Annotated in this window: 26 protein-coding genes, 1 tRNA gene and 1 pseudogene; 17 read left to right on the plus strand and 11 right to left on the minus strand. The window is 65.2% G+C overall.

The window, feature by feature from the left end; genetic code table 11:
* Positions 1 to 516: 516 nt before the first annotated feature.
* Positions 517 to 1,676 (minus strand): IS3 family transposase gene (locus R2C4_RS15690; protein WP_141889521.1). Its coding sequence is split into 2 segments (ribosomal slippage): positions 517 to 1,418 and positions 1,418 to 1,676, totalling 1,161 coding nucleotides; the frame shifts between segments, so codons are not numbered across the junction.
* A gap of 114 nt (positions 1,677 to 1,790) precedes the next feature.
* On the opposite strand from R2C4_RS15690, the pseudogene R2C4_RS21390 reads away from it, so the two are divergent.
* Positions 1,791 to 1,961 (plus strand): annotated as a pseudogene (locus R2C4_RS21390) (transposase); the annotation flags it as partial.
* A 672-nt stretch (positions 1,962 to 2,633) separates the two neighbouring features.
* On the opposite strand, the gene R2C4_RS15700 reads toward R2C4_RS21390, so the two are convergent.
* From R2C4_RS15700 to R2C4_RS15715, 4 genes are all read right to left on the minus strand, one after another.
* A tRNA-Arg gene (locus R2C4_RS15700) sits at positions 2,634 to 2,710 on the minus strand.
* 99 nt (positions 2,711 to 2,809) lie between these two features.
* A complete protein-coding gene (locus tag R2C4_RS15705; protein ID WP_141891376.1) occupies positions 2,810 to 4,195 on the minus strand; it encodes a sensor histidine kinase in 1,386 nt (461 codons plus the stop codon).
* Between the two features lie 15 nt (positions 4,196 to 4,210).
* Complete coding sequence (locus tag R2C4_RS15710; protein ID WP_141891377.1) at positions 4,211 to 5,629, minus strand: dihydrolipoyl dehydrogenase family protein; 1,419 nt, start codon at positions 5,627 to 5,629, stop codon at positions 4,211 to 4,213.
* Positions 5,630 to 5,631: 2 nt separating this feature from the next.
* Complete coding sequence (locus R2C4_RS15715; RefSeq protein WP_058285628.1) at positions 5,632 to 6,396, minus strand: TVP38/TMEM64 family protein; 765 nt, start codon at positions 6,394 to 6,396, stop codon at positions 5,632 to 5,634.
* 331 nt (positions 6,397 to 6,727) lie between these two features.
* Between R2C4_RS15715 and rpmH the strand changes: the two genes are divergently transcribed.
* From rpmH to R2C4_RS15770, 11 genes are all read left to right on the plus strand, one after another.
* Positions 6,728 to 6,862: a 50S ribosomal protein L34 gene (gene rpmH / locus R2C4_RS15720; protein WP_008554144.1), complete on the plus strand. Its 135-nt coding sequence runs from the start codon at positions 6,728 to 6,730 to the stop codon at positions 6,860 to 6,862.
* A 23-nt stretch (positions 6,863 to 6,885) separates the two neighbouring features.
* Positions 6,886 to 7,311: a ribonuclease P protein component gene (rnpA, locus tag R2C4_RS15725; protein WP_141891378.1), complete on the plus strand. Its 426-nt coding sequence runs from the start codon at positions 6,886 to 6,888 to the stop codon at positions 7,309 to 7,311.
* Between the two features lie 165 nt (positions 7,312 to 7,476).
* Complete coding sequence (yidD, locus tag R2C4_RS15730; protein ID WP_141891379.1) at positions 7,477 to 7,722, plus strand: membrane protein insertion efficiency factor YidD; 246 nt, start codon at positions 7,477 to 7,479, stop codon at positions 7,720 to 7,722.
* 348 nt (positions 7,723 to 8,070) lie between these two features.
* On the plus strand, positions 8,071 to 8,304 hold the full coding sequence (locus R2C4_RS15735) for a hypothetical protein (RefSeq protein WP_141891380.1): 234 nt from the start codon (positions 8,071 to 8,073) through the stop codon (positions 8,302 to 8,304).
* 86 nt (positions 8,305 to 8,390) lie between these two features.
* Complete coding sequence (ttcA, locus tag R2C4_RS15740; protein ID WP_141891381.1) at positions 8,391 to 9,278, plus strand: tRNA 2-thiocytidine(32) synthetase TtcA; 888 nt, start codon at positions 8,391 to 8,393, stop codon at positions 9,276 to 9,278.
* 66 nt (positions 9,279 to 9,344) lie between these two features.
* A complete protein-coding gene (locus R2C4_RS15745) occupies positions 9,345 to 10,889 on the plus strand; it encodes a putative bifunctional diguanylate cyclase/phosphodiesterase (protein WP_141891382.1) in 1,545 nt (514 codons plus the stop codon).
* A gap of 133 nt (positions 10,890 to 11,022) precedes the next feature.
* Complete coding sequence (gene yidC, locus R2C4_RS15750) at positions 11,023 to 12,825, plus strand: membrane protein insertase YidC (RefSeq protein ID WP_141891383.1); 1,803 nt, start codon at positions 11,023 to 11,025, stop codon at positions 12,823 to 12,825.
* On the plus strand, positions 12,822 to 13,577 hold the full coding sequence (locus tag R2C4_RS15755; RefSeq protein ID WP_141891384.1) for an MOSC domain-containing protein: 756 nt from the start codon (positions 12,822 to 12,824) through the stop codon (positions 13,575 to 13,577). Before yidC ends, R2C4_RS15755 begins: the two co-directional genes overlap by 4 nt.
* A complete protein-coding gene (gene yihA, locus R2C4_RS15760) occupies positions 13,577 to 14,224 on the plus strand; it encodes a ribosome biogenesis GTP-binding protein YihA/YsxC (protein WP_058285621.1) in 648 nt (215 codons plus the stop codon). The genes R2C4_RS15755 and yihA overlap by 1 nt, the downstream gene beginning before the upstream one ends.
* A gap of 3 nt (positions 14,225 to 14,227) precedes the next feature.
* Complete coding sequence (locus R2C4_RS15765) at positions 14,228 to 14,593, plus strand: DUF2946 family protein (protein WP_141891385.1); 366 nt, start codon at positions 14,228 to 14,230, stop codon at positions 14,591 to 14,593.
* Positions 14,594 to 14,664: 71 nt separating this feature from the next.
* A complete protein-coding gene (locus tag R2C4_RS15770) occupies positions 14,665 to 16,062 on the plus strand; it encodes a PepSY-associated TM helix domain-containing protein (RefSeq protein WP_141891386.1) in 1,398 nt (465 codons plus the stop codon).
* A 42-nt stretch (positions 16,063 to 16,104) separates the two neighbouring features.
* Here the strand turns inward: R2C4_RS15770 and R2C4_RS15775 are convergent, their stop codons facing one another.
* Entirely contained in the window at positions 16,105 to 16,833 is a 729-nt protein-coding gene (locus R2C4_RS15775) for an SDR family NAD(P)-dependent oxidoreductase (RefSeq protein ID WP_058285619.1), read from the minus strand.
* A 134-nt stretch (positions 16,834 to 16,967) separates the two neighbouring features.
* Here R2C4_RS15775 and argB point away from each other — a divergent pair, with 134 nt between their 5' ends.
* The 5 genes from argB (at position 16,968) to R2C4_RS15800 (ending at position 20,661) form a co-directional block, all read left to right on the plus strand.
* Complete coding sequence (argB, locus tag R2C4_RS15780) at positions 16,968 to 17,828, plus strand: acetylglutamate kinase (RefSeq protein ID WP_058285618.1); 861 nt, start codon at positions 16,968 to 16,970, stop codon at positions 17,826 to 17,828.
* A 163-nt stretch (positions 17,829 to 17,991) separates the two neighbouring features.
* Positions 17,992 to 18,786 (plus strand): sterol desaturase family protein, encoded by a 795-nt coding sequence (locus R2C4_RS15785; protein WP_141891387.1) that lies wholly within the window; start codon positions 17,992 to 17,994, stop codon positions 18,784 to 18,786.
* A 99-nt stretch (positions 18,787 to 18,885) separates the two neighbouring features.
* Positions 18,886 to 19,596 (plus strand): ferredoxin, encoded by a 711-nt coding sequence (locus tag R2C4_RS15790; protein WP_141892114.1) that lies wholly within the window; start codon positions 18,886 to 18,888, stop codon positions 19,594 to 19,596.
* The gene (locus tag R2C4_RS15795) at positions 19,593 to 20,090 is read left to right on the plus strand and encodes a SixA phosphatase family protein (RefSeq protein ID WP_141891388.1); all 498 of its coding nucleotides are present in this window, start codon (positions 19,593 to 19,595) and stop codon (positions 20,088 to 20,090) included. The genes R2C4_RS15790 and R2C4_RS15795 overlap by 4 nt, the downstream gene beginning before the upstream one ends.
* 115 nt (positions 20,091 to 20,205) lie before the next feature.
* Positions 20,206 to 20,661 carry a DUF411 domain-containing protein gene (locus R2C4_RS15800; protein ID WP_141891389.1) on the plus strand — a complete coding sequence of 152 codons (456 nt, stop codon included), beginning with the start codon at positions 20,206 to 20,208 and terminating at the stop codon, positions 20,659 to 20,661.
* A gap of 91 nt (positions 20,662 to 20,752) precedes the next feature.
* Here the strand turns inward: R2C4_RS15800 and R2C4_RS15805 are convergent, their stop codons facing one another.
* The 5 genes from R2C4_RS15805 to R2C4_RS15825 all read right to left on the minus strand — a co-directional run bounded on the left by R2C4_RS15805 (position 20,753) and on the right by R2C4_RS15825 (position 26,168).
* Positions 20,753 to 21,544, minus strand: coding sequence for an amino acid ABC transporter ATP-binding protein (locus tag R2C4_RS15805; protein WP_058285614.1), 792 nt, complete (start codon positions 21,542 to 21,544; stop codon positions 20,753 to 20,755).
* Positions 21,545 to 21,556: 12 nt separating this feature from the next.
* A complete protein-coding gene (locus R2C4_RS15810; RefSeq protein ID WP_141891390.1) occupies positions 21,557 to 22,855 on the minus strand; it encodes an amino acid ABC transporter permease in 1,299 nt (432 codons plus the stop codon).
* Positions 22,856 to 22,858: 3 nt separating this feature from the next.
* Positions 22,859 to 24,091 carry an amino acid ABC transporter permease gene (locus R2C4_RS15815; RefSeq protein WP_058285612.1) on the minus strand — a complete coding sequence of 411 codons (1,233 nt, stop codon included), beginning with the start codon at positions 24,089 to 24,091 and terminating at the stop codon, positions 22,859 to 22,861.
* A gap of 126 nt (positions 24,092 to 24,217) precedes the next feature.
* Positions 24,218 to 25,234: an amino acid ABC transporter substrate-binding protein gene (locus tag R2C4_RS15820; protein ID WP_058285611.1), complete on the minus strand. Its 1,017-nt coding sequence runs from the start codon at positions 25,232 to 25,234 to the stop codon at positions 24,218 to 24,220.
* Between the two features lie 229 nt (positions 25,235 to 25,463).
* Positions 25,464 to 26,168: an ATP12 family chaperone protein gene (locus R2C4_RS15825; protein ID WP_141891391.1), complete on the minus strand. Its 705-nt coding sequence runs from the start codon at positions 26,166 to 26,168 to the stop codon at positions 25,464 to 25,466.
* Between the last annotated feature and the right edge of the window lies 1 nt (position 26,169).

The raw sequence follows: 26,169 nt of genomic DNA on the forward strand, positions 1-26,169 counted from the left end.
GGCTGGATCCGCGCTTTTGCGCGCTCGTCTTGAACGCCTGTTCTTGGGTCGGCAAATCCCGAGCTTTCAGCTCGGTACCGGGCTCTATCCGGATAGCTCATTCTCCCTGCGGCCCGTGGGCGGCGGAACGCGTCTCGTTCCGAGCCACTTTCCACCGCGGCCACAAGTCGTTTTAACTACCCAGTTTCCGCCTCAGAAGGTAACGATCCCTTTTGCGGGAGCGGGACTTGTGCTCGGGGATCGGCCATTCACGCCTGGCGCGGCGAAAGCTAACGAAGAGCCCATTGCCGCCACCTCTACCCACACTGGATGCTGCAAGCGCACTGGACCGCTCGCAGCCCAAAGCGAACATGATCTGCGAATGTCCTCGACTACCCAAGTGCCATAATCTTAGGGGGAGAGCAGCCCAGAACGAACTTGGTAGACCTTCGCCGCGGGGGGAAGGAGGCGTTCGCAACGGCTGGCTCGAATGGCGACAGTGGACTTGCCCTGACCTGCCCCCCGCTGGTCCCTCGTTCATGAGGAGAGTCTGCGGGTTTGGTTTTGGTAATCGTCGGTCTCGGGCTTGGCAAGCGCGGCAGGCGCGGAGCCCTCAAATAGCTCAAGCGCCTGCCGCGCTTGCATTGGCGTTCTGTTCCCCAGCGAAGAATGCGGCCTGACGTTGTTGTAATCGTAGCGCCACAGCGCCAGCTTGCGGCGGGCATCGTCCAGGGTATCGAACAGCTCTTCATTGAGAAGCTCGTCCCGCAGGCTGCCGTTGAATGACTCGATAAAGGCATTCTGCTGCGGTTTTCCGGGGTCGATGTAATGCCAATCCACCCCGTTCCTGTCGGCCCATTTCAGGATTGCCTGGCTGGTGAATTCCGTCCCGTTGTCGCTGACAATGCAAGCGGGTTTTCCGTAGATCCGGACGAGCGCGTCCAGCTCCCGGGCAACGCGCTCTCCTGAAATGCTGGTGTCTGCCGCCAGGCACAGGTTTTCCCGGCAGCAGTCGTCATTCACGGCCAGGATGCGAAACTTCCGCGCCGCGCCGAAGCTGTCTGCCAGGAAATCCAGGGACCAGCGCTGGTTGGGCTGTGTGGCTTCGGGCATCGGCGTTCTCGAGCCCCGGGCGCGTTTGCGGCCCCGCCGCCGTTTCACTGCAAGACCCTCCTCCCGGTAGAGGCGGTAAAGCTTTTTGTGGTTCATGATCATGCCTTTTCGCTCAAGCAGCACGCCGATCCGCCGGTAGCCGAACCGGCGGCGTTTGCCAGCGATCTCCTTCATCTCCTGGCGGATCTCAGGATGGTCCGGCGGGCGTTCGCGCCGGACCGTCTTGGGGTCGACACCGACAAGCCGGCAGGCCCTGCGCTGCGAGATGTCATGATCCCGCATTGCATTGAGCGCTGCCTCTCGCCGCTCTTTCGGTGTCGTCAGCTTTTTCCCAGCAGGTCTTTCAAAACCACGTTGTCGAGCATCGTGTCTGCCAGCAGCCGCTTCAGCTTGGCATTCTCATCTTCCAGCGCTTTCAGCCGCGCCGCCTCCGATACCTCCATGCCGCCATACTTGGACTTCAGCTTGTAAAAGGTCGCCGGGCTCAGCCCATGCCGGCGGCACACCTCCGCCGTCGGCATCCCGGCTTCCTGCTCTTTGATCATCCCGATGATTTGCGCCTCGGTGTAACGGCTCTTACGCATTCGTCTGCTCCTACATAGGTTGGGCAGACTCTACATCATGGTGAGGGATTTCGCGGGGGGCAGGTCAGCCCTGAAAAAGTGGAGAGCACCAACTGAGGAACCAGGAGGTGTTCTATGGGAAACGGAAACAGACCGACGCCGGAATTTCGGCGTGAAGCGGTTCGGCTGGCGCTGACCAGCGGACTCACACGACGTGAAGTTGCAGATGATCTCGGCATTGGCCTCTCAACGCTGACGCGATGGGTGAGGCAGGATCGGGATGCCGAGCTTCCAGCTCGTGATCGAGCTCTATCCGGATACCGACTGCATCGGCATCCGGACGGAACCTGGACAGCTCAAACTCCCTGCGGCCCGGGAGCGGTGGAACGCGTCTCGTTCCGAGCCACTTTCCACCGCGGCCACAAGTCGTTTGAACTACCCAGTTTCCGCCTCAGAAGGTAACGATCCCTTTTGCTGGAGCAGGACTTGACTGTCTGGCCGGGGCAACTGCGCCTTCTGTAAGAGACAGTAGAAATCCGCGCGGGGCGCGCGGATTGCATATCCCAGGAGTCGGGACAGGGCATCGACGGGCTGCGCCCGCTCCTCCCTGCCCCGGCATTTTCCGTTTGATTGGTCCGCCTGCCATCCGGCCGGCACTCTGAACACGGGTTCTGATGCCGCTGCGCGTCAGCCTCCACGGAGAAATCCGGTTCCTCCCGCGCCAGGCGCGGGCCCCTCCCAATTTCACCGCTCCGGCGCATCCTATCATTTCGCGGGTGTCAGATCACCGCCCGGCCGCAGTCCGGGCTGCGCCCACCCTGCTTTGCCCTCCGGAAGACACGAGGTCTTCCGAAGTGAAAATCAGGGAAGGCTTCGCCACTGGCGGAACAGGAGGCGCGAGCGGGGATGTTGGAGACACGAAAAAGGAAAGGTTCTGCCGCAAATGGCAAAACTATGCGTCGCCCGACAACAGGGAAGTGGCGGACCGAGGAGGATTCGAACCCCCGACCCCTTGATTCGTAGTCAAGTACTCTATCCAGCTGAGCTATCGGTCCACTGCGGCGGGGTTTATCCATAGCATCGCACAGGCGCAACCCCAAAAGCAAAAATAGTTTCATCCGCCTGTCATATTACCGCCCGCCGCCGCCAGCGCCTCAGATCGTGCCATCGCCCTTGGGCAGGCAGATCTCGAAGACCGTGCCGCCGGGGCCGGTCTGCGTCAGCGTCACCGAGCCGCCGTGGCCGCGGGCCAGCTCACCGGCAATCGCCAGCCCCAGCCCGGTGCCGCCCTTGCGGGCGCCGCCCTGGAACGGGGTGAACAGATTGTCCTGCGCCTTTTTCGGCAGGCCGGGGCCGGTGTCCGCCACCGTGATGTACCAGGCGCCTTCCGTCTCGCGGGCGGCCACCGTCACCGTGCCGGGCTGCCCGGTGGCGGCAATCGCCTGGCGGGCGTTGCGCACCAGGTTCATGATGATGCGGAACAGCTGCTCCGGATCGGCCCGCAGCATCATCGGCGCAGGCACGGTGTTGATGATCCCGATCTCCGCGCTGCCGGCCGCCAGCAGCTCGCTTTCGGCGATGTCGCCGACGATTTCATGCAGGCAGACCACCGCAAAGGTGGGCGAGGGCTCTTCCGCCCGGCCAAAGGCCAGCGTGCCCTCGCACAGCGAGACCGCACGGGTGATGGAATTCACCAGCTTCGGCGCCAGGCGGCGCACCAGCGGGTCTTCGCTACGCTCGATACGGTCGGTGAACAGCTGCGCCGAAGTCAGGATGTTGCGCAGATCATGGCTCACCTTGGCCACCGCGCCGCCCAGCTGCGCCAGCCGCTCGCGCTGCTTCAGCGCATGGGTCAGCTCCGTCTGCAGCTGCATCAGCGCCTCTTCCGCCTCGCGCAGCTCCACCACGCCGGAGCTGGGATGGATGATGCCGCGCGCATCCTCGGGCGCGGCCGCATAGCGCTGCATGTGGCCGACCACGCTTTTGATCGGCTTCACCAGCACGATCCGCACCGCGACAAACAGCAACAGCGCGGTGAAGATGGAGATCACCGCCGACAGGATCAGGATCCGCACCCCGTAGTCCAGCATGGCCTGGCGCAGGGGCGCGGTCTCGATGGTGACCTCGATCAGCAGGCCGGCATCGCGCACCGGCGCGCCGATCACCCGGATGATCTCATTTTCCGGCGTGGCCAGCCGCAGCACCGCGTCCTTGATCAGCGTCAGCGCCCCGGCCATGCGCAGATCATAGGTGCCGGTGATCTGCCGCGGGATCGGCGAAGCCAGCATCAGCTGGCGGATCTCATCGCGGCGCAGCACCACGTTGTAGACGCCCGCGTTTTCCAGCAACTCCGCTTCCAGCTCGGTTTCCAGCATGTCATCAGCCAAGAGCGCCAGCGACGCGATCTGCGCCCGCTCCAGCCGGTCCGACAGGTAATCCATGCGGAACCGGGCAATCGACGGGACAAAGATCAGCACCTCGGCCAGCATCACGAACACCGTGGTCAGGACCAGAAATCTGCCCGAAAGCGTGTTGAGCATCCCGCCGCCCTTACCTCATGGAATCCAGCGCTGAACCAGGCGCACCGCGCGTTTCACCAGACTGCTTTCAAAAAGCCGCGGGGAAAAATACGCGCCCGCTGCCCGCTTGTTGATCTCGCCAAAGGAGGGATAAGGCGCAACCATGGCTGCAATCTGGCTCATTTTCAAGCGGTTGGCCAGTGCCATGGACCACAGGCAGATCAGCTCTCCGGCCTGGTGCCCCACGATGGTGGCCCCAACGGGACGCCCGCCGGCAACCATCACCTTGATAAAGCCCTTGGCCTTGCGTTCGGCGATGGCGCGGTCGTTGTGCTCATAGTCGAAGCGCACCACCTCCAGTTTCACGCCATACCGGTCGCGCGCCTGGGTTTCGGTCAGCCCCGCCTGCGCCAGCTCCGGATCGGTATAGGTCGCCCAGGGGATATGGCTGGTCTTGGCCTTGGACGGCAGCCCGAACAGCGCGGAGCGGATGATGACGCTGGCGTGGTAGCCCGCCACATGGGTGAACTGCAGCCCGCCGGCCACGTCGCCAATGGCATAGACGCGCTTGTTGGTGGTCAGCAGGCTCTCGTCCACCTTGATGCCGTTGCCCTGGGTCTCGATCCCCGCAGCCTCCAGGTTCAGCCGGTCGGTGTTGGCCTTGCGCCCCACCGCCATCAGCAGATGGGTGCCGTGAAACTTGCTGCCGTCCTTGGTCTCGACCTCAATCGCACCGGCCTGGCCGCCAACACGGGAGACCATGGCGCCCTCGGCAATCTCCACGCCCTCTGCGCGCAGGCTCTCCAGCACCAGCGCCGCGGCCTCCGGATCGTCCTTGCCCAGCGCCTTCTGCCCTTCGATCACGGTGACCTTGCTGCCCAGCCGCACATGCGCCTGCGCCATCTCCATCCCGATCGGGCCGCCGCCGATGATCAAGAGATGCGCAGGCCTTTCGCGCAGATCGAACAGGGTCTCGTTGGTCTCAAACGGCACCTTGTCCAGACCCGGCACCGGCGGCACCAGGGGCGAGGATCCGGTGGCAATGACGATCCGGCGCGCGGTGATGCGGTACGGCCCGGCCTCCACCTCGGTGTCAGAGGTGAAGTGGCCGAACTCCCGAATCACCCGCACGCCCAGGCCCTCGAACCGCTCCTGGCTGTCGACCGGCGCGATGGTTCCGATCACCTGATGCACATGATCCTTCGCCGCGGCATAGTCCGGCTGCGGGCACTGATCCGCCACGCCGAACGCCGCGGTATGCGCCTGGCCATAGGCGGCCTTGGCGCTGGCCAGCAGCGCCTTGGAGGGCACGCAGCCGTAATTCAGGCAGTCTCCGCCCATCTTGTGCCCTTCCAGCAGCACCACATCGGCGCCCATCTGGCTGGCCCCCGCGGCCACCGACAAGCCCCCCGATCCGGCGCCGATGACCAGAAGATCGCATTTGATACGGTTCATGTTCAGCTGTCCTTTTTCTTGCGGCCGCGCAGGTTGCCGCGCACCGCTTTGACCAGGATCGGCATCGCCGCCAGCGCGCACAAGCCCAGGATCGGCCCGATCACATGCGGCTCCCACAGCAGGCTCAGATCCGGATCCCCGCCGCGGTCAAAGACAGACCCGACGCCCACCCCGATCCAGGTAAAGACGATGGCGCCCGGGATGATCCCCGCCGCGGTGGTCCACAGGAAGTTGCGGAACTTCACCCCCACCAGCGCGGGCAGCAGGTTGGCCACAAAGAACGGCACCGCCGGCACCAGCCGCAGCAGCAGCAGCACCTCGACCTCGTTTTCCCGCAGCGCCTGTTTCAGCATCTGCACCCGGCCCTCGGCGGCTTCGATCCTGGCGGTCAGCATCGCCCCCAGCCCCATGCGCGCGGCCAGAAAGATGCCCGCCGCGCCGATGGTGGCAGAGACCACATTGAACACCGTGCCCGCCGCCAGCCCGAACAGAAAGCCGCCCGTCACCGAGGCCACCGCCGCACCGGGCAGCGAAAACACCACGATGACAATGTAAAGCCCCATGAACAGCGCCACCAGCCCCAGGTAATTCTGATCCCGGAACGCCATCAGCGCCTCGCGGTTGTCGCGCAGCGTGTCAAACGTCAGATAGTCCTTCAGCGTCACCGCCCCGATCAGCGCCACAGCCGCCACCGCAATCAGCGGCAGGTGGCGCGCCAGGCCGGGCTTTGATCCAGCTTGCGGGTCGGAATTCGGGGTCTCGGTCATATCGCTTTTCGGTCCGTGGTTGCTGCAGGGTTTGTGCTACGTGTTAAATGGCTGCTGTGCGAGGCCAAGCAGCCCCGCTTCACAGGTGCTTGAACACAGATCCGGATTTCGTGAGCTTTGTGGCAGAATCACCGGTCCCATGTTACAGCCGCGGCGTCCGGACCGGCCGTTCCGGGGCAGTTTTTGGCAGAAATGTTGCATATTGCCCGGAAAAGGCGGCCTGCAGGGTTTGACTTGGCCGTCATTCCCTCCTAAAGACCGGGCTTCGAGATAGACCCCGGGCGGGCGATTCCGCGCCGTACCCGTAGACATAAATGTGGAGACCGGAGCGATGAAACGCACCTATCAGCCTTCGAACCTGGTTCGCAAACGCCGCCACGGCTTCCGTGCGCGCATGGCCACCAAAGCAGGCCGCAAGATCCTGAACGCACGCCGCGCCCGCGGCCGTAAAGAACTGAGCGCATAAGCTCAGTTCCCGTTCTGACGGACATGACACCGCCGGAGGCCCCCAAGGACGGCAACGCTGCCCGCGGGGACACGCCTCCGGCGGTGTCCGTTTGCGCATCGGATGCGCCCAAGCTTGAGGTCATGGCCAAGCGCCGTGATTTCCTTGCCTGCGCCCGCCCCCCAGCCCTGAAGCAGGGCACCAAGGGCATGATGGTGCAGGGCCGCAACCGCCAGGATGGCGGCGGCATCCGCATGGGCTTCACCTGCTCCAAGAAAGTTGGCAACGCGGTGGCCCGCAACCGCGCCAAGCGCCGCCTGCGCGAGGCCGCGCGGATGATTTTGCCTGTGCATGGCCGCCCCGGCTGGGATTACGTGCTGATCGGCCGCGCCGATGAGACCGCCCAGCGCCCCTTCGAGGAGCTGAAGCGCGACCTGATCTATGCGCTGAAGAAGATCCACGGCCAGTAGCTCTTCGTCCCGCCGGCACATTTCACCGCATTTTACCCCAAGGCCCTTCGCCCGGCGGCACGCCGGGCAGCGCCCGACCGCCCCCATGGGCGGGCGCTTCGCTTCCGCCCGCGGCCGGGCATTGCCCTTATTGCCTAACAGCCGCCCTGCCCCTATCTATCCGCCATGACCCCGCTGGCTCATATCTTCGCCCTGCCTGTGCGCGCCTACCGGCTGCTGTTCAGCCCCTGGGTCGGCTTCAACTGCCGCTACCAGCCCACCTGCTCTGCCTACGCGCTGGAATCGCTGGAAAAACACGGCGCTGTCAAAGGCGCCTGGCTCACCCTCCGCCGCATCGGCCGCTGCCACCCCTTCGGCGGCGACGGCTATGACCCGGTTCCAGAGAAGCGGGACTCAACATCCGGCAGGTGACGCGGCAGGCCCCGCTGCAGCATTTTGGCTACAGTAGGGAAAACCGGAATATCCAGATTCCGCAAAACGTGCTCAATGGTCGCCACGATCAACCCTGAATTGCCGGAGGCGCGAATGAACGATCTGTTTCAAACATCCCGCACCTCCGCAGCTTATCCAGGCTATGCCGGTACCAGACTTGGCCGGCGCCTCGGCAGCCCTCTGCGCTGAACCGCGCCTGACCTGATCGCACCTTCCCAATTTAACGACAGCTGAGAACCTTCCGGCGCGCATACTGCGTGTTGGTTCTTGGCGCCCCCTTTCACCTTCGCACATTAGGAACCGGCTGCCCTGCAGCCGGCGGAAACCATGACACGCACAGACATTCCTGCGCCCATTCAAGACCCGCAGGCCGCATTGGCGCAAATCCTGGCCGACCTCGGCCTGCGCCGGACAGTGGCCGCCATCGTCCGTCACTTGTTATCCGCGCAGCGCCCCCCGCGCAAAGCCGGCCGCACCCTGCCGCTCAGCAATTACATACGCCAGGACATCGGCCTGCCGCCGCTGCCGGAAGAGCTGCCCTCCTCCCGCGGCTACCTGTGACGAGGGCAAAGGCCGGAACCCGCCCGGCCTTCAGCCTTCTGCCTTTTTTCCTTGGCAAAACGCCCCTGCTCGGCTAGGGCGCGCCCATGCTTGATGATGATCTGGACGAAATCCATCCGCTGTTTGCCGGCGCCCCCGCGACCACTGAGTTCAAGAAGCTCAGGAAGCGCATCGTGCGCTATGCGCGTGAAGCCATCGACCAATACGGCATGGTCGAGCGGCGCGAGGACGGCAGCACGCCGAAATGGCTGGTCTGCCTGTCGGGCGGCAAGGACAGCTATACCCTGCTGGCCGTGCTATACGAGCTGAAATGGCGCGGCCTCTTGCCCGTCGATCTCTTGGCCTGCAACCTGGACCAGGGCCAGCCAGGCTTTCCGGCCACCGTGCTGCCGGAATTCCTGGAAAAGATGGGCGTGCCGCACCGGATCGAGTATCAGGACACCTATTCCATCGTCGTCGACAAGGTGCCGCAGGGGCGCACCTACTGCGCGCTGTGCTCGCGCCTGCGCCGCGGCAACCTCTACCGCATCGCGCGCGAGGAAGGCTGCTCGGCGGTTGTGCTGGGCCATCACCGGGATGACATCCTGGAAACCTTCTTCATGAACCTCTTTCACGGCGGCCGCCTGGCGACCATGCCTCCCAAGCTGGTCAATGAGGAGGGCGACCTGTTCGTGTTCCGCCCGCTGGCCCATGTGGCAGAGGCCGATTGCGAGAAATTCGCGCGGTCCATGAACTATCCGATCATTCCCTGCGACCTCTGCGGCAGCCAGGACGGGCTGCAGCGCCAGCAGGTGAAACAGATCCTGGACCAATGGGAATCAAACTCGCCCGGACGCCGCCAGGTGATGTTCCGGGCGCTGATGAATGCGCGCCCGTCGCATCTGCTGGACCCGAAACTGTTCGATTTCGCCGGCCTGGAGCTGAAGAATTCCAGCGCTGAGCCGGAAAATTCCGAAATTCCCAAGCTGCGTTAACTCCCGGGTTAGATCAGCGCCTTAGTCTCAGGCCGGAATGACTGGCTGCAGACGAAAGGTCTGAGAATGATTGACACGGGTTCAGGTCTCCTGGCACGGCTCCGGCAAATCCTTGCCCCCGCACTTTTCGGGCCGCCCGTGCTCGCTTTCCTGCCCGCGCTGACGCTGGCCACCTACTGGCTCGGCGGCGAGGTGGCGCTGCTGTCGGTGGCGCTAGGCCTGCCGGTGCTGCTCGCCGCCACCGGCGGCTTCAGCAAGCTCGGCGGCCGCGGCCGTCCCCGCGACAGCATCACCGGCATGATGCTGCGCGACGGGTTCGAGGCGGAAACCGCCCGCATCCACGCCGAATGCGCCGATACCGATCTGCGCTCGGCCGTCTTCATCGTGGACCTGGACGACTATAAGGAGCTGGCCGACCGGCACGGCCAGGACGCGGGCGACCGGATCATGCAGCAGTGCGGCGCGCAGATCGCCTCTGCCCTGCGCCAGAACGATGTCGTGGCCCGGCTCGGCGACAGCCGGTTCGCGATCTGCCTGGCCCCCACCCTGCAGCTCGACCTGGAGCTGTGCATTCAGCTGGCGGGCCGGATTCAATCCGCCGCGGAGGAGCCGGTGCCGCTGGACGGCACCACGGTTTACATGACCTCCTCCATCGGCTTCTGCCAGCGCAACCGCGCGCCGGGCAAAACCGGCGCCGACTGGACCGGGGCCGCCATCGCTGCCCTGGCCGAGGCGCAGAGCAACGGCCCCGGCGGAATCCGCGCCTATTCGGCGGATATGTCGGGCCGCGGCAACTCCCGCTCCAGCCTGCGCGACGAGGCCGCGGCGGCGCTGGAAACCGGCCAGATCCAGGCCTGGTTCCAGCCGCAGATCTGCACCGACACCGGCCGGGTCTCGGGATTCGAGGCGCTGGCGCGCTGGTCGCATCCGGTGCAGGGGCTGATCCCGCCCTCCACCTTCCTGCCCGCGCTGGAGGAGGCCGGGCTGATGGACCGGCTCAGCCAGGTGATGCTCTACAACGCCCTGGTGGCGGTCAAGGCCTGGGACGCGGCCGGGGTGAACGTGCCCTGCGTCGGGGTGAACTTCGCCACCCAGGAGCTGCGCAACCCCGGGCTGGCCGGGCGCGTCAAATGGGAGCTGGAGCGGTTTGAACTGCCCCCCAGCCGCCTGTGTGTCGAGATCCTGGAAACCGTGATGACCGATCAGCCCGACGGCGTGGTCACCCGCAACATCCTCGCCCTCAGCGACCTGGGCTGCCACATCGACCTCGACGATTTCGGCACCGGCCACGCCTCGATCGCCGCAGTGCGCCGGTTCAACATCTCCCGCATCAAGATCGACCGCTCCTTTGTGATGAAGGCCGATCAGGACCCGGAACAGCAGAAACTGATCTCCGCCATCCTGACGATGGCAGAGCGGCTGGATCTGGACACCCTGGCCGAAGGGGTGGAAACCGCGGGCGAGCACGCGCTGCTGGCGCAGCTGGGCTGCGGCCACGTGCAGGGCTTCGGCATCGGCCGCCCGATGCCGTTTGAGCAGACGCTGGACTGGATCGCCGCGCATGAGGCGAAACTGCAGAACACGCCTGTGATCGGCCGCCAGACCCCCTGACCGCACACTTCCGGGCACTTTATACCGCGCCGGGGCGCTCTGCCGCCCCGGCGCGGCCCGATTCTGCTTGACCTTTGCGGCCCACCTCTGTTGAACCCCACGTGTCCTTCCCTACACGAGGTGGCAGTCCCCAATGGACGATCAGAACAAAAATCTTATTCTCGCAACCGTACTCAGCTTTCTGGTGATCCTCGGGTGGTATACCTTCTTCCCGCCGCCGGAACCGGAACAGGCGCCGGAAACCGCGGTCAGCGAAACCGCCCCCGCAGGCGATACCGCACTGGCGCCCAGCGCCGCGGCGGAGGCTGTGGACAGCAGCGCCCCGGCCCAGGCCGAAGCGCCGCAGGCCGCGCGCCTGGCCATCGACACGCCGCGGGTGACCGGCAGCATCTCGCTGCAGGGCGGCCGGATCGACGATCTGTCGCTGAAGGACTACCGCGAGACGCTGGACGCGAATTCCCCGATCGTCAAACTGCTGAAGCCGGTGGGCGAGGCCCAGGCCTATTACGCGCTCTATGGCTGGGCTCCGGGTTCGGGCCTGTCGCTGGATGACGTGCCGGGCGCCAACACCGTCTGGAGCGCCGGGGCAGACGCCACCCTGACCCCGGACAGCCCCGTCACCCTGACCTGGGACAACGGCAAGGGCCTGACCTTCTCGCGCACCATCTCGGTCGACGAGGACTACATGTTCTCGGTCACCCAGTCGGTTGCGAACGCCTCCGGCGGCACCGTGTCGCTGGCGCCCTACGGCACCCTGGCCCGCCATGGCCAGCCGGCCGACCTGAAGAACTTCTTCATCCTGCACGAAGGCCTGGTCGGCATGTCCGACGGCGAGCTGGCCGAGATCGACTATGACGACATGGCCGATTTCGAAGCCGATGCGCGCGACGGCTCCAAGGCAGAGATCCGCCAGGTCGCCGAAAACGGCTGGATCGGCTTTACCGACCATTACTGGATGTCGACCCTGGTCCCCGCGCCGGGCCAGGCCTTCCGCTCGATCGCCAAATTCGACGAGCGCCGCGAGATCTACCAGACAGACATCGTGCTGCCGACCGTGACCGTCGCCGACGGCCAGTCGTCCGAAGTAACCACCCAGCTGTTTGCCGGCGCCAAGGAATGGGAAACCATCCGCGGCTATCAGAAAGCAGGCATCCAGGGCTTCTTGGACGTGATCGACTGGGGCTGGTTCTTCTTCCTGACCAAGCCGATGTTCTGGCTGCTGCACAACCTGAACGTCCTGATCGGCAACATGGGCTGGGCGATCATCGGCCTCACCGTGGTGATCAAGATCCTGGTGTTCCCGCTGGCCTATAAATCTTACGCCTCCATGGCGAAGATGAAAGAGCTTCAGCCGGAGATGGAGAAGCTCAAGGAACGCGCCGGCGACGACCGCCAGAAGATGCAGAAGGAGATGATGGAGCTCTACAAGCGGGAGAAGGTGAACCCCGCCGCGGGCTGCCTGCCAATCCTGATCCAGATCCCGATCTTCTTCTCGCTCTACAAGGTGATCTTCGTCACCCTGGAACTGCGCCACGCGCCCTTCTTCGGCCCCTTCCAGGACCTCAGCGCGCCGGATCCGACCTCGATCTTCAACCTGTTCGGCCTGCTGCCCTGGGCGGCCCCGGCCCCGGAAAGCATCCTGGCGCTGGTCTTTATCGGCATCCTGCCGATCCTGCTGGGTGTCTCGATGTGGCTGCAGCAGAAGCTGAACCCGGCGCCCACCGACCCGACCCAGCAGATGATCTTTGCCTGGATGCCCTGGGTGTTCATGTTCATGCTCGGCGGCTTCGCCTCCGGCCTGGTGGTCTACTGGATCGCGAACAACACGATCACCTTCACTCAGCAGTATCTGATCATGCGCAGCCATGGCTATTCGCCGGACGTGTTCGGCAACATCAAGTCGAGCTTCAGGAAGAAGCCGAAGGCTGAGAAGTGAGGCCCGCTGAGGTCACAGAAATCTGGCGCCACCCGCTCAAATCACACGGGCGGGAGGCACTGGATACCGTAACTCTGAGCGCCGGGCAGACCATGCCCGGCGACCGCGTTTGGGCGGTCGCGCATGAGGCGTCCAAGGCGGATGGCTCCGAATGGGTGCCTTGCCAGAACTTCACCCGCGGCGCCAAGGCGCCCGCGCTGATGGCGGTCAATGCCCGGCTGGACGACGCCACCGGCCAGCTGACGCTGACCCACCCGGACCGCCCCGATCTGACCTTCGACCCGGAAAACCCCACGGATCTGCCGCGGTTCCTGGAGTGGGAAAAGCCGCTGCTGCCTGCAAACCGGGCCGGCTCCTCCCATATCGTGCGGGTGCCGGGCCGCGGCCTGACCGACAGCGTGTTCCCCTCGATCACGCTCTGCAACCGGGCCTCCCACCGCGCGGTGGAACAGGCCATCGGCCACCCGCTGTCGCCGCTGCGCTGGCGCGGCAACATCTGGTTCGACCTCGGCGAGGCCTGGGCCGAAAACGAGTGGCTGGGCCGCGAGGTGCAGATCGGCGAGGCCGTCCTTGCGGTGCGCGACCGGGTGGTCCGCTGCCTGGCGACCACCGCCAATCCCGAAACCGGCGAACGCGACGCCGACACGCTGAAAACCCTGAAAGACAATTGGGGCCACCAGGATTTCTCGGTCTATGCCGAGGTGATCCGCGGCGGCCCTGTCCGCATCGGCGATGCGGTGAAGGTACTGTGATGCAGATGCAATTCCCCCTGGCCGAGGCGCCGGACGAAATTTCCCTGGAAAAAGGCCGCAAGCTGTTTGCGGGCGAGACCGAGTTCCTGAAAGGCGTGGTCGCAATGAACGGCCTGCCCGGCGCCGACCGGATGGAGGTCTGTTTTGCCGGCCGCTCCAACGTCGGCAAGTCGAGCCTGATCAACGCGCTGACCGGCACCAAGGGGATCGCGCGCGCCTCCAACACCCCGGGCCGCACACAGGAGATCAACTTCTTCACCCAAGGCCCCGACCTCTATCTGGTCGACCTGCCCGGCTACGGCTATGCCAACGCGCCGCTGGCGGTGGTGGAGAAATGGCAGAAGCTCTTGAAGCAGTACCTGTCCGGCCGCCAGAACCTGCGCCGCGCCTTTGTGCTGATCGACAGCCGCCATGGCGTCAAGAAGGTGGACGAGGACATCATGAAGCTGCTGGACAGCTCCGCCGTCACCTTCCAATGCGTGATGACCAAGGCCGACAAGGTCAAGGACAAGGACCGCGCCAAGGTGCTGGAGCAGGTCCGCGGCGCGCTGGCCAGACACCCGGCGGCCTATCCGGAAATCGTGCTGACCTCGTCCGAGAAGGGCGACGGCATCCCGACCCTCAGGTCGATCATCGCCGGCCTCTGATCCGTGATTGCCCGCCTCGCCTCTTATCTGGTTGTGATCGCCCTGGCCGTGGCCGGGCTGATCCCCTCCGGTTGGATGCCGGGCGCCGGGCAGGACGGCAAGGTGCTTCTGGTGATCTGCACCGGCAGCGGCACGGTGGAAACCTGGGTCGCTCTGGAGGACGAAGGCGGACACGCCCCTACCGAACAGATGGAGGACCGCAGCTGCCCCTTTGCCACCCTTGGCGCGGTGGCGCTGCTGCCGGACAGCCTGCTTGATCTGAACCTTGACGCCCCGCTGACAGACCGCTGGTCGCGCGAGGCGTTCACCCATCATACCGCCGGCTTCCACTGGCGCTATGACGCCCGCGGCCCGCCCGCGCTCTCCTGACCTTCTGAACACTTCTGACATTTCCGCCGGCGCCCCGCGCGTCCGGCCCTGTTCCGGTATGGAGAGACCCAATGGCACCCAGCCAACCGCATCCCGCGGGCCAATCGCGCCCGCTTACCGATAAATTCTACTTTGCCGTCTGGCGCTGGCACTTCTACGCCGGCCTGTTCGTGATCCCCTTCCTGATCATGCTGGCAGTGACCGGCCTGATGATGATGTTCATTACCCAGTTCGATGGCCGCGACGGCGAGAAGATCCCCGTCACCCCAAGCCCCGCCGAGCTGAGCATCCCAGAGCAGGAGGCCGCCGTTCTGGCCGCCCAGCCCGGCACCATCGCCGAATGGATCGGCCCCAAGGCGCCGGACCTTGCCGCCGTGTTCCGGGTGAAAACCGAAGCGGGCCAGCGCCTGGTCGCCCTGAACCAGTATTCGGGCGAGGTGATCGAAGTCTGGGACCGCCGCGCCGGCTGGTATGACCTGGCCGACAACATCCACTCCACCCTGCTGATCGGCGACACCGGCGACCGGCTGATCGAGATCGCCGCCGGTTTGGGCCTCGTGCTGGTGCTGACCGGGCTGTACCTGTGGTGGCCCCGCGGCAACGCCGCCAGCGCCCTCGTCCCGAACTTCCGCGCCCGTGGCCGCGCCCTGTGGAAAAGCCTGCACGCCGTGACCGGCTTCTGGATGTCGGCGCTGCTGGTGGTGTTCCTGATCTCGGGCCTGTCCTGGACCGGCATCTGGGGCGGCCAGATGATGCAGGCGTGGTCCACCTTCCCGGCTGCGAAATGGGACAACGTGCCCCTGTCCGATGACATCCACGCCAGCATGAACCACGGCCACACAAACGACGTGCCCTGGGCGCTGGAGCAGACCCCGATGCCCGCCTCCGGCTCGGACGCAGGGATCACCGGCGTGACAGAGGGCGCGCCCGTGGACGCTGCCAGCCTGATTGCCCTGGGCCGTGCCTTGGGGATGGAGGGCCGCTTCCGCCTTGCCTACCCCGGCGGCGAAACCGGTGTCTGGACCCTCAACCGCGACAGCATGAGCGGCGACGGCGACAGCCCCTTCATCGACCGCACCGTGCATGTGGACCAGTACAGCGGCAGGATCCTGGCGGATGTGAAATACGAGGACTACTCCTGGGCCGGTAAGGCGATGGCAGTCAGCGTGCCGTTCCACATGGGCCTGATGGGCAGCTGGAGCTTCGTGCTGAACGTGGTGTTCTGCCTCGCGGTGATCTTTGTCTGCGTTTCCGGCCTGGTGATGTGGGTTAAGCGCCGCCCCGCCGGTGCCGCCCGTCTCGCCGCGCCGCCGGAACCGGCGGAGATGCCGTTCTCGAAGGGCGCTGCGCTGATTGCCGTGCTGGTCTCGCTGGCCTTCCCGCTGACCGGCCTGGCGCTGCTGGCGGTGCTGGCGTTTGACGTGCTGCTGCTCGGCAACCTGCCGGTGCTGAAGCGTGCTGTGAGCTGACAGAGCGCCGCCCGGCCTTCCAACCGGGCGGCATGCCCGTAATCAGACGTGCTGCGCGCCGTTCACCTCGATTTCGGTGCCGGAGATATAAGAGCTTTCCTTGGAGCACAGGAAGTAGATCGCCGCCGCTACCTCCTCCGGCTGGCCCAGCCGCTGCATCGGCAGCTTGGCGACGATCTTTTCGGTGCCGGGCGACAGGATCGAGGTCTCGACTTCCCCCGGCGCAATCGCATTCACGCGCACCCCCATCGGCCCGAAGTCATGCGCCATTTCCCGCGTCAGCGCCGCCAGCGCCGCCTTCGACGTGGCATAGGCGGCACCCGCGAACGGATGCACCCGGCTGCCCGCGATCGAGGTCACATTGACGACGGAGCCCTGCGCCGCCGCCAGCTCTTCCTTGAGGCCGCGGGCCAGCACCACCGAGGCAAAGAAGTTCACGTGAAACACCTTGCCCCAGTCCATCAGGTCGGTGTTGAGCGTATTGAGCCGCTCCCCCTCCGGCCCCTTGGGCGAGATGCCCGCATTGTTGACCAAGGCATCCAGCCGCCCGTCCAGCAGCTCCTGGATCTGGCCCACCGCGTTGATCGTGTCCGACGGGTCCGACAGGTCCAGCTGCACATGATTCTCCTGGCCGCCGCCCCAGGGGCATTCCTGCGGGAACGGCTGGCGCGAGCAGGTGATCACCCGCCAGCCCTCCGCGTTGAAGCGGCGCACGGTGGCATGGCCGATGCCGCGGCTGGCGCCGGTCAGCAGCAAAGTCTTCTGGCGCATGGCGCCCTCCTTGTGTGAGAATCTGGCCTGAGACTAGCACCCGCGCCGCGATCCGCAACGGGGTGCGCCAAACGCAACCCTTGGCAGCGGCGCCGGAACCCCGTAACACATCGGGGCCAAGGGATGATGCAGCAATGAAGAAACAAGATATGAACCGCGATTGGATTGCCACCGCCGAAACTCTCTCCAGCGCGCTGCCCTATTTCCAGCGCTTTGCCGGGGCCATTGTCGTCATCAAGCTGGGCGGCCACGCCATGGGCAGCGATGAGGCGATGGACACGTTCGCCCGCGACATCGTGCTGATGCGGCAGGTGGGCGTCAATCCGGTGATCGTGCATGGCGGCGGGCCGATGATCAACGCGATGCTGGAAAAGCTGCAGATCAAGTCGGAATTCGTGAACGGCAAGCGGGTCACCGACGCCGCCACCATGGAAGTGGTGGAGATGGTGCTGTCCGGCGTCGTCAACAAGCGCATCGTGCAGGCGATCAACCGCCAGGGCGGCCGCGCGGTGGGGCTGTCGGGCAAGGACGCGAACCTCATCATCTGCGATCAGGCCGATCCGGACCTGGGCTTTGTCGGCGCACCGGCCGAGATGGACCCCAAGGTGCTGTACGGCCTGTTTGAAAAGAACATGATCCCGGTCATCGCCCCGATCGGCGGCGGCCGCGACGGCGAGACCTACAACATCAACGGCGACACCGCCGCCGGCGCCATCGCCAAGGCACTGACCGCCGACCGGCTGCTGCTGCTGACCGATGTGGCGGGCGTCAAGAATGCCGATGGCGACGTGGTGACAGAGCTGAAGGCGGCGGATGTCGAGGAGATGACCGCCAGCGGCGTGATCGCGGGCGGCATGATCCCCAAGACCGAAACAGCGCTGGACGCGGTGCGGAACGGCGTGCGCGCCTGCACCATCGTCGACGGGCGGGTGCAGAACGCGGTGCTGCTGGAGCTTTACACCGACCACGGCGCGGGCTCGATGATCCGCGCCTGAGGCGTCTGCCGAAAGGGGACTTGGGGGGCGCTGCCCCTCTTGGCCCCCTGGGCCAATTCACCCCGGGATATTTTCAGCCAGATGAACAAGGGATCCGTGCTGCACGGCGCCCGATCTGTGCAACACAGTTGCTTTTTGCTGCCATATGCGCATCGCTGCATCTATGGAGCATGAAACCCTGATCCGCCTTGCGGCCTTCCTGGGGCTGTTTGCGCTGTTTGCGGCGGCAGAGGCCTGGGCGCCGCGGCGCGCCCGCAGCCTGCCGCGGCGGCGGCGCTGGCCCGCCAACCTGTCGATCTCCATCCTGAACACGCTGACCCTGCGGGCGCTGGCAGTTGGGCTGCCCCTGCTCGCCATCGGCGCGGCGCTGGATGCGGCAGAACATGGCTGGGGGCTGCTGAATGCGGTGCGCTGGCCCGGCTGGGTGGAGGGGCTGCTGGCGGTGCTGGTGCTGGATTTTGCGATCTGGCTGCAGCATCTGGTCACCCATAAGGTGCCGCTGTTGTGGCGGCTGCACCGGGTGCATCATGCCGACCGCGACATGGATGTGACCACCGCGGTCCGCTTTCACCCGGTGGAGATCGCGCTGTCGATGCTGCTGAAGATCGGGCTGGTCTATCTGCTGGGGCCCCCGGCCCTGGCGGTGGTGCTGTTCGAGATCCTGCTGAACGGCACCGCGCTATTCAACCATGCCAATCTGGCGCTGCCCCGCAGGGCGGACGCGCTGCTGCGGCTGCTGCTGGTGACGCCGGACATGCACCGGGTGCATCATTCCATCCGCCGCAGCGAGCATGACAGCAACTACGGCTTTGCCCTGTCGGTCTGGGACCGGATCTTTGGCACCTACACCGCGCAGCCCGGCCAGGGGCATGACGGCATGACTGTGGGGCTGCAGTGGCAGGACGGGCGGCCGGCCCGGCTGGGCTGGAGCCTGATGCTGCCGTTCCGCCGCCGCTGAGCCGGGCGGCAGGAAGACGCCGGCAGGCGGTTGCGCGGCGTTTTTGCGCTCCGGAAGGGGCTGCCGCGCTGCTAGGCTCGCCCCATGCCACCGGACCGGATGCCGCTTATGACCCTGACTGACCTGCCGGATGCCCCCGCCCGGGACACTCCGTTTTATACGCGGATCGAAGCGGCGGCCGCGCAGGCCGGGCTTGCGGTTTACGGCGCGCTGCATCCGCGGCGCCAGCCTGTCAAGGCGCTGGCGGGCGGCACCCTGGTGCTGCTGGGCACGGACAAGGCGTTCTGGCCGCGCTTTACCGCCAGCCCGGAATACAGCGACGGCAGGCCCGACCCGGTGGACCGCTGGTCGCAGCGGGTGATCGGATCGCTGGCAGAGACCCTGGGCGGCGGCGCCCATTACCCCTTTGGCGGGCCGCCCTATACGCCCTTCATCAACTGGGCGCTGGCCACGGGGCGGTTCTTCACATCGCCGTCACAGATGATGGTGCATGATCAGGCCGGACTGATGATTTCTTTGCGGGGGGCCCTTCATTTCAAACCGGAATTTGACATCCCCCCTCCCCCTTTGGCAGAGTCGCCCTGCCACAGCTGCCGCTCCCGTCCCTGCCTGACCGCCTGCCCGGCGGCGGCGCTGGCGGACGGGGGTCCCTACGATCTGGCGGCCTGCCATGACTATCTTGATACCAGCGCAGGCGCCGGCTGCATGACCGGCGGCTGCCTGGCCCGCCGCGCCTGCCCGCTAAGCCGCACCGCCGGCCGGGCGGCTGACCAAACCGCACATCACATGAGGCATTTTCACCCGCAATGACCTGCACCCTGATCCTGACCCGCCACGCCAAATCCGCCTGGGACACCAGTGTCCCCAGCGACCACGCCCGCCCGCTGAACAAACGGGGCCGCCGCTCCGCCCCGGTCATTGCCGACTGGCTGCGCGGCAACGGCTATCTGCCGGATCAGGTGATCTCCTCCTCATCCCGGCGCACCCGCGAAACCTATGAGCTGATGGAGCTGGGGGTGCCCGCGGCCTTTACCCAGCGGCTGTACCACGCCAATTCGGACATCCTGTTCAAGGTGCTGAGCCAGGCCGAGCATCCTCGCGTGATGCTGATCGCTCATAATCCCGGCATTGCCGCCTTTGCCCATTCCATCGTGGCCAACCCGCCGGACCATGCCCGCTTTGACGACTACCCGACCGGCGCCACCCTGGTGGCGGAGTTCGATATCGGCAGCTGGAAGGATCTGAGCTGGAGCAGCGGCAAGGCCATTGATTTCGCCGTCCCGCGGGAGCTGCTGGGCGAGTAACCCCGGCGCCTGCGTCATTCTGGCGCATCCCGCGCCGGAGGCCTCTGGCAGGGCAGCACGGGCGGACCTATATTTCCAGCCGGAAACACGCCCCCGCGAGGATTGGAGAAGACCCATGCACCGCCGTACCCTGCTGCTGGCCGCAGCCGCCCTGCCCTTCGCCGCCCTGCCGGGCTTTGCCGCGGAAGCGGAGACCACCATCCGCATCATGAAGTCGCCCACCTGCGGCTGCTGCACCGCCTGGGCCGACCGCCTGGCCGCCGCCGGTTTCACCACCGAGGTGCGCAACGTAGGGGACGAGGAGCTGTGGGCCATGAAAGAGCGGCTGGGCGTCGGCGGCGATCTGGCGTCCTGCCACACTGCGATGGCCGGGTCTTACGTGATCGAGGGCCATGTGCCCGCGGCGGACATCCAGCGGCTGCTGGTAGAACAACCGGCGGCTCTGGGGCTGACCGTGCCGGGAATGCCGATCGGCTCGCCGGGCATGGAGATGGGAGACGAGCGCGAGGCGTTCGATACCCTGCTGGTCCTCGCCGATGGCACCACCGAGGTCTTCGCGAGCCATTCCTGATCCGGGCAGCCGGAACGGAAAAAGGCCGGGCGCACTGCCCGGCCTTTCTGTTTTGCAGAGCGGGCGGTTCCGCCCGCCGCCGCTGGGGCCCTCAGTGGCCCAGGATCTGGCTGAGGAACAGCTTGGTGCGGTCGCTCTTCGGGTTGTTGAAGAACTCTTCCGGCTCGTTCTGTTCGACGATCTGGCCTGCGTCCATGAAGATCACCCGGTTCGCCACCTGACGGGCAAAGCCCATCTCGTGGGTCACGCACAGCATGGTCATGCCTTCCTCGGCCAGTTCGATCATGGTGTCCAGGACCTCCTTGATCATCTCCGGGTCGAGCGCCGATGTCGGTTCATCGAACAGCATGATGCGCGGCATCATGCACAGCGAGCGCGCAATCGCCACACGCTGCTGCTGGCCGCCCGACAGCTGGCCAGGGTACTTGTCGGCCTGCTCCGGGATCTTGACCTTCTCCAGGAAGTGCATCGCCCGCTCCTCGGCCTCTTTCTTGGGCGTCTTGCGGACCCAGATCGGCGCCAGGGTGCAGTTCTCCAGGATGGTCAGATGCGGGAACAGGTTGAAGTGCTGGAACACCATCCCGACCTCGGACCGGATCTTGTCGATGTTCTTGAGGTCGTTGGACAGCTCGGTGCCGTCCACCACGATCCTGCCCTGCTGGTGCTCTTCCAGCGCGTTCAGGCAGCGGATCAGGGTGGATTTGCCGGAGCCCGACGGGCCCGCGATCACGATCCGCTCGCCCTGGTTGACGGTCAGATTGATGTCGCGCAGCACGTGGAAGGACCCGTACCACTTGTTCATGTTGGAGATTTCAATGGCGACCTCGTCGCTCACCTGCATCTTGGAGCGGTCGATTTCGCGGTCGGACATAAGTTCAGACATGTGTTGAACTCCTTAACGGTGGTCGGTGGCGAGACGGCGCTCAAGCCACTGTGAGTATTGAGAAATGCCGTAGCAGACGACGAAGAACAGAAGCGCGGCAAAGCCCAGAAGCTCCCAGTAGACCCCGTTCCACTCGGTGGAGGCGAGGATCGGGCCGCGGATCATGCCCACCAGGTCGAACATCGAGATGACCGAGACCAGGGTGGTGTCCTTGAACAGGCCGACGGCCACGTTCACGATGCCCGGGATGGAGATCTTCAGCGCCTGCGGCAGGATGATCAGCCGCATTGCCTGCGCATAATCCAGGCCCAGGCTGTCGGCCGCTTCATACTGCCCCTTCGGAAGCGCGGCGAGACCGCCGCGGATCACCTCGGCGATATAGGCCGCCGAGAACATGGTGATCATGATCACCACGCGCAGGAACAGGTCCACCGTGCTTTCCGGCGGGAAGAAGTAGGCCAGCATCACCGACGCCACGAACAGCAGGGTGATCAGCGGCACGCCGCGCACGAACTCGATGAAGATCACGCACATCCACTTGATCAGCGGCATGTCCGACTGGCGGCCCAGCGCCAGCGCGATGCCCAGGGGCAGCGACAGCGACACGCAGGTCACGCCCAGCATCAGGTTCAGCATGAAGCCGCCCAGATCGCGCGAAGGCACCGGGGCGAGCCAGGCGTTTTCCGACGCCCCTTCGGGGATCAGCAGCCCGCCCAGGATCCAGACCGCAAACGCCGCTGCGATTGCGCCGAAGAAGGCGATCGCAAAGCTGCTCTTGCTGAAGGTCTGGAACACGGCCGCAGCCGCCGCAAAGCCCAGCAGCGCCACCACCGGCACCATCAGCGTGCCGCCCCAGATCAGCCAGAAGGCCAGGAACGGGTAGATGGCAGTGAAGATCAGCAGCTTGCGCGGCAGATCGAAGAACAGCACCGGCGCGGCTGCAAACAGCAGCAGAACCAGGGCCAGGTTCGGACGCCAATAGGCATCAGAGGGATATTTGAAACCGTACAGAAGCTGGTTCCAGCGCTCGGTCAGCACCGAGAAACAGGCCCCGGTCTTGCCCTGCAGCACTTCGCGGCATTCGGCCAGCGAGTTGGTGGTCCAAACCCCGTTCAAAATCCACGGCAGCGTGTTTTGCAGCACCAGGAAAATCACCGCCAGCGCCGCGATGGTCAGCGCGGAGTTCGCGGCGTTGGAGAACAGGTTCTCGCGCAGCCATTTCACCACACCGGTTTCCGACGCCGGCGGCGGGGCCGGCGGGATCTGGGTTTCGCGGACAAAGGCGACGGTTTGTGCGTGTGTATCGCTCATGTCTCAGCGCTCCTTCAGCTTCACAGATGCGTTGTAGACGTTCATCACCATCGAGATCACCAGCGAGGCGGTCAGGTAGAACAGCATCAGGAGCAGCACGCACTCGATGGCACGGCCGGTCTGGTTCAGGGTGATGCCGCCAAGGGTTGCGGTGATATCCGCATAGCCCACGGCGATGGCGAGCGAGGAGTTCTTGGTGATGTTGAGGAACTGCGAGATCAGCGGCGGGATGATCACCCGCAGCGCCTGCGGCAGAACCACCAGGTTCATCACCCGGCGCGGGCGCAGGCCCAGCGCCGCCGCGGCTTCGGTCTGGCCCTTGGACACCGCCTGGATGCCGGCCCGGACGTTTTCCGCGATAAAGGCGCCGGTGTAGATCGACAGCGCAAACCACAGCGCGATCAGCGGGCCGCCGACCTTGATCCCGCCAGTGAAGTTAAAGCCCTTCAGCTCAGGATATTCCCAGGTCAGCCCCATGATCATGGTCAGCGCCAGGAACGGCACCAGCCAGGCTGCGAGGACCGGCAGCAGGGTCTTGGGGCGGACACCGGTGGCTTCCTGCTTGCGGCTGGCCCAGACGTTGATCTGATGCACCACGCCCCAGGACAGGGCAAACCCGGCCAGGATCAGCAGCCAGTTCATCGCGGTGCTCTCAAAGATCCCGTTCTGGAACCAGGGCAACGGCGTGTAGATCCCGCGGTTGGTGAAGGCAAAGGCGTCAAACAGCATACTTGCCGACGGATCGTCGCCGCGGAACTCCCGCGGCCCCGGCAGCACCGCCGTCATGATGGTGAAGATGATGATGATCCAGATCAGCACCGGAATGTTGCGGAAGATCTCCACGTAGACCGCCATCAGCTTGGAGACGAGCCAGTTGTTGGAGAGCCTCAGAACCCCTGCGACCACCCCGAAGACGGTGGCGGTGATACAGGCCAGGAAGGCCACCAGCAGGGTGTTCAGCACACCGACCAGCGCCGCGCGGGCGTGGCTGGACTGGCTGTCGTATTCAACCAGGCGCTGGTTGATGTCGTACCCGGCCGAGTCGCCAAGGAAGGAGTAGGAAATATTGAGCCCCGCAGCCCGCAGGTTCTGGATCAGGTTATTGCCCAGATACCAGATGCACAGGGCCAGAACGATCGCCGCAATCACCTGAAACGTCAGGGAACGGTAGCGGGTATCGTTAATGAGCATAGACAGCCGAAAACCTTCGTTCGGCGGGTCAGTAAGCGTTGACATGTATTGTGATCCCCTGGCTCCGGTTCTTTGTCCTGGCGGCGTTTGTCGCCGCTCCGCAGCGGACCGGAGCTTTTTTCTGATAGGAAAAGGGCGCAGGAATGTCCTGCGCCCCTCCCGGTGGTATGTTTAGCGGAACGGCGGAGCGTACAGCAGGCCGCCTTCGGTCCACTGTGCGTTCAGGCCGCGGGCCAGGCCGACCGGGGTGTCTTCGCCGATGTTCTTGGCAAAGATCTCACCGTAGTTGCCGCCGGCGGCAACAGCCTTTTGCGCCCAGTCAGCTTCCAGGCCCAGCATCTCGCCCAGGGTGCCTTCGCTGCCCAGCAGGCGGTTGATTTCCGGGTTGTCGGTGCCGGCTGCCATTTCGCTGATGTTGGCCGAGGTGATGCCCAGCTCTTCAGCCGCGATCAGCGCCATCAGGCTCCAGCGGACAACGTCGCCCCATTCGTGGTCGCCATGGCGGACCAGCGGGCCGAGCGGCTCTTTGGAGATGATTTCCGGCAGGATCACGTGACCCGACGGATCGTCGAAGGTGGCGCGGGTTGCGGCCAGGCCGGAGGCGTCGGTGGTGTAGACGTCGCAGGACCCAGCCAGGTACTGCTGCTGCGCTTCGGCGTTGGTTTCGATCGGAACCGGCTCATAGCTGATGTTGTTGGAGCGGAAGAAGTCCGCCAGGTTCAGCTCGGTGGTGGTGCCGGTCTGGATGCAGACAGTGGCGCCGTCCAGTTCCTTGGCCGAGGACACGCCCAGCTCTTTCGGGACCATGAAGCCCTGGCCGTCATAATAGTTCACGCCCACGAATTCGAACTTCAGGTCGACATCGCGCGAGAAGGTCCAGGTGGTGTTGCGCGCCAGCAGGTCGATCTCGCCGGAGGCCAGCGCGGTGAAACGGGTCTTGCCGGTGGTCGGCACGAATTCAACAGCGGTCGAGTCGCCCAGCACGGCTGCAGCCACAGCCCGGCACACGGCAACGTCAAAACCTTCCCATTCGCCATTCGCATTCGGGGCCGCAAATCCGACCAGGCCGGTGGTGACGCCGCAGTTCAGCTTGCCGCGGGCTTTCACGTCATCCAGCGTGCCGGCAGCAGCTGCGCCAGCCGCCAGACCGGCAACGGTCAGAGCGCCCAAAAATACGGTTTTTTTCATTTTTACCTCTTCCTGATAGTCCGCCTGTGCGGCGGTTCTTATTACCCGGCGATCCCCCGCCGGAAATGAGACCGAAGAAGGGTTTACCCCTTTTTCGCGCCTGAGTGTGGGCGCATTCATCAACAAACGTCAAGGCCGCTATCAGGAAATTCGATGGGCGGGATGCGCACAAATGCACCGGGAGTAAACATTTTTACTCCACGCGGCCCGAATTGGTAATTTTCTGCTCTCAGGAAAAATCGAAGAAGCGTTTGGCGTGCAGAAATTCCTGCCGTTTGACGGCGGCGGCGGCGGCGGCCTCCTCGTCCGCGCCCCATTGCTCTTCCTGCCAGCGCTCGTCCAGCCGCGACAGCAGCCAGATCTCATCGGCGCGGCGCCAGCCATGCGCGGCGGCAAAGCCCAGGATCAAAGAGCCGGAAATCCCTACCAAATCGTGGAACGCCGCCAGCTGGAACGGCGTCATCGCCCGGACCCTTTCCGCCAGCACCGCCAGCGCCGCGGTCTCCTGCGGCTGATGCAGCACGCCCATGCGGGGCTGCAGCCGCGCGCCCAGCGTCTCTGCCGCCCAGTCCAGCGCCGGATCCCATTCCTGCGCCTGCCGCAGCGTCAGCTCAACCGGCGCGTCCGCGCGGTAGCACAGCAGATCGCTGTCGCCGTATTCGGCCAGCATGGCGGCCACTTCGCTGTGCTGATGTGTCACCTTGTCAATTGCGGCGTTCGCCGACCGGGTGCAGGGCATCGCCAGCGGGTCGACTGACTCGGTCTGCGCGTCCCACTCGGCGGCGATGGCCGCGGCCATGTCCCGCGTCGGCAGCATCAGCGGCGCCTTGGCGGGCGTCTTGACCCGGCGGCCGTCCAGTTCCACCGCAAACCCGCCGCCGGTCTCCGCCACCGAGACCTCTTTCCAGAACCGTTTCTGTGCCCAGCCGCTCATC

The organism is Leisingera aquaemixtae (assembly GCF_006740765.1).
In the GTDB taxonomy this organism is placed as follows: Bacteria; Pseudomonadota; Alphaproteobacteria; order Rhodobacterales; family Rhodobacteraceae; genus Leisingera; species Leisingera aquaemixtae.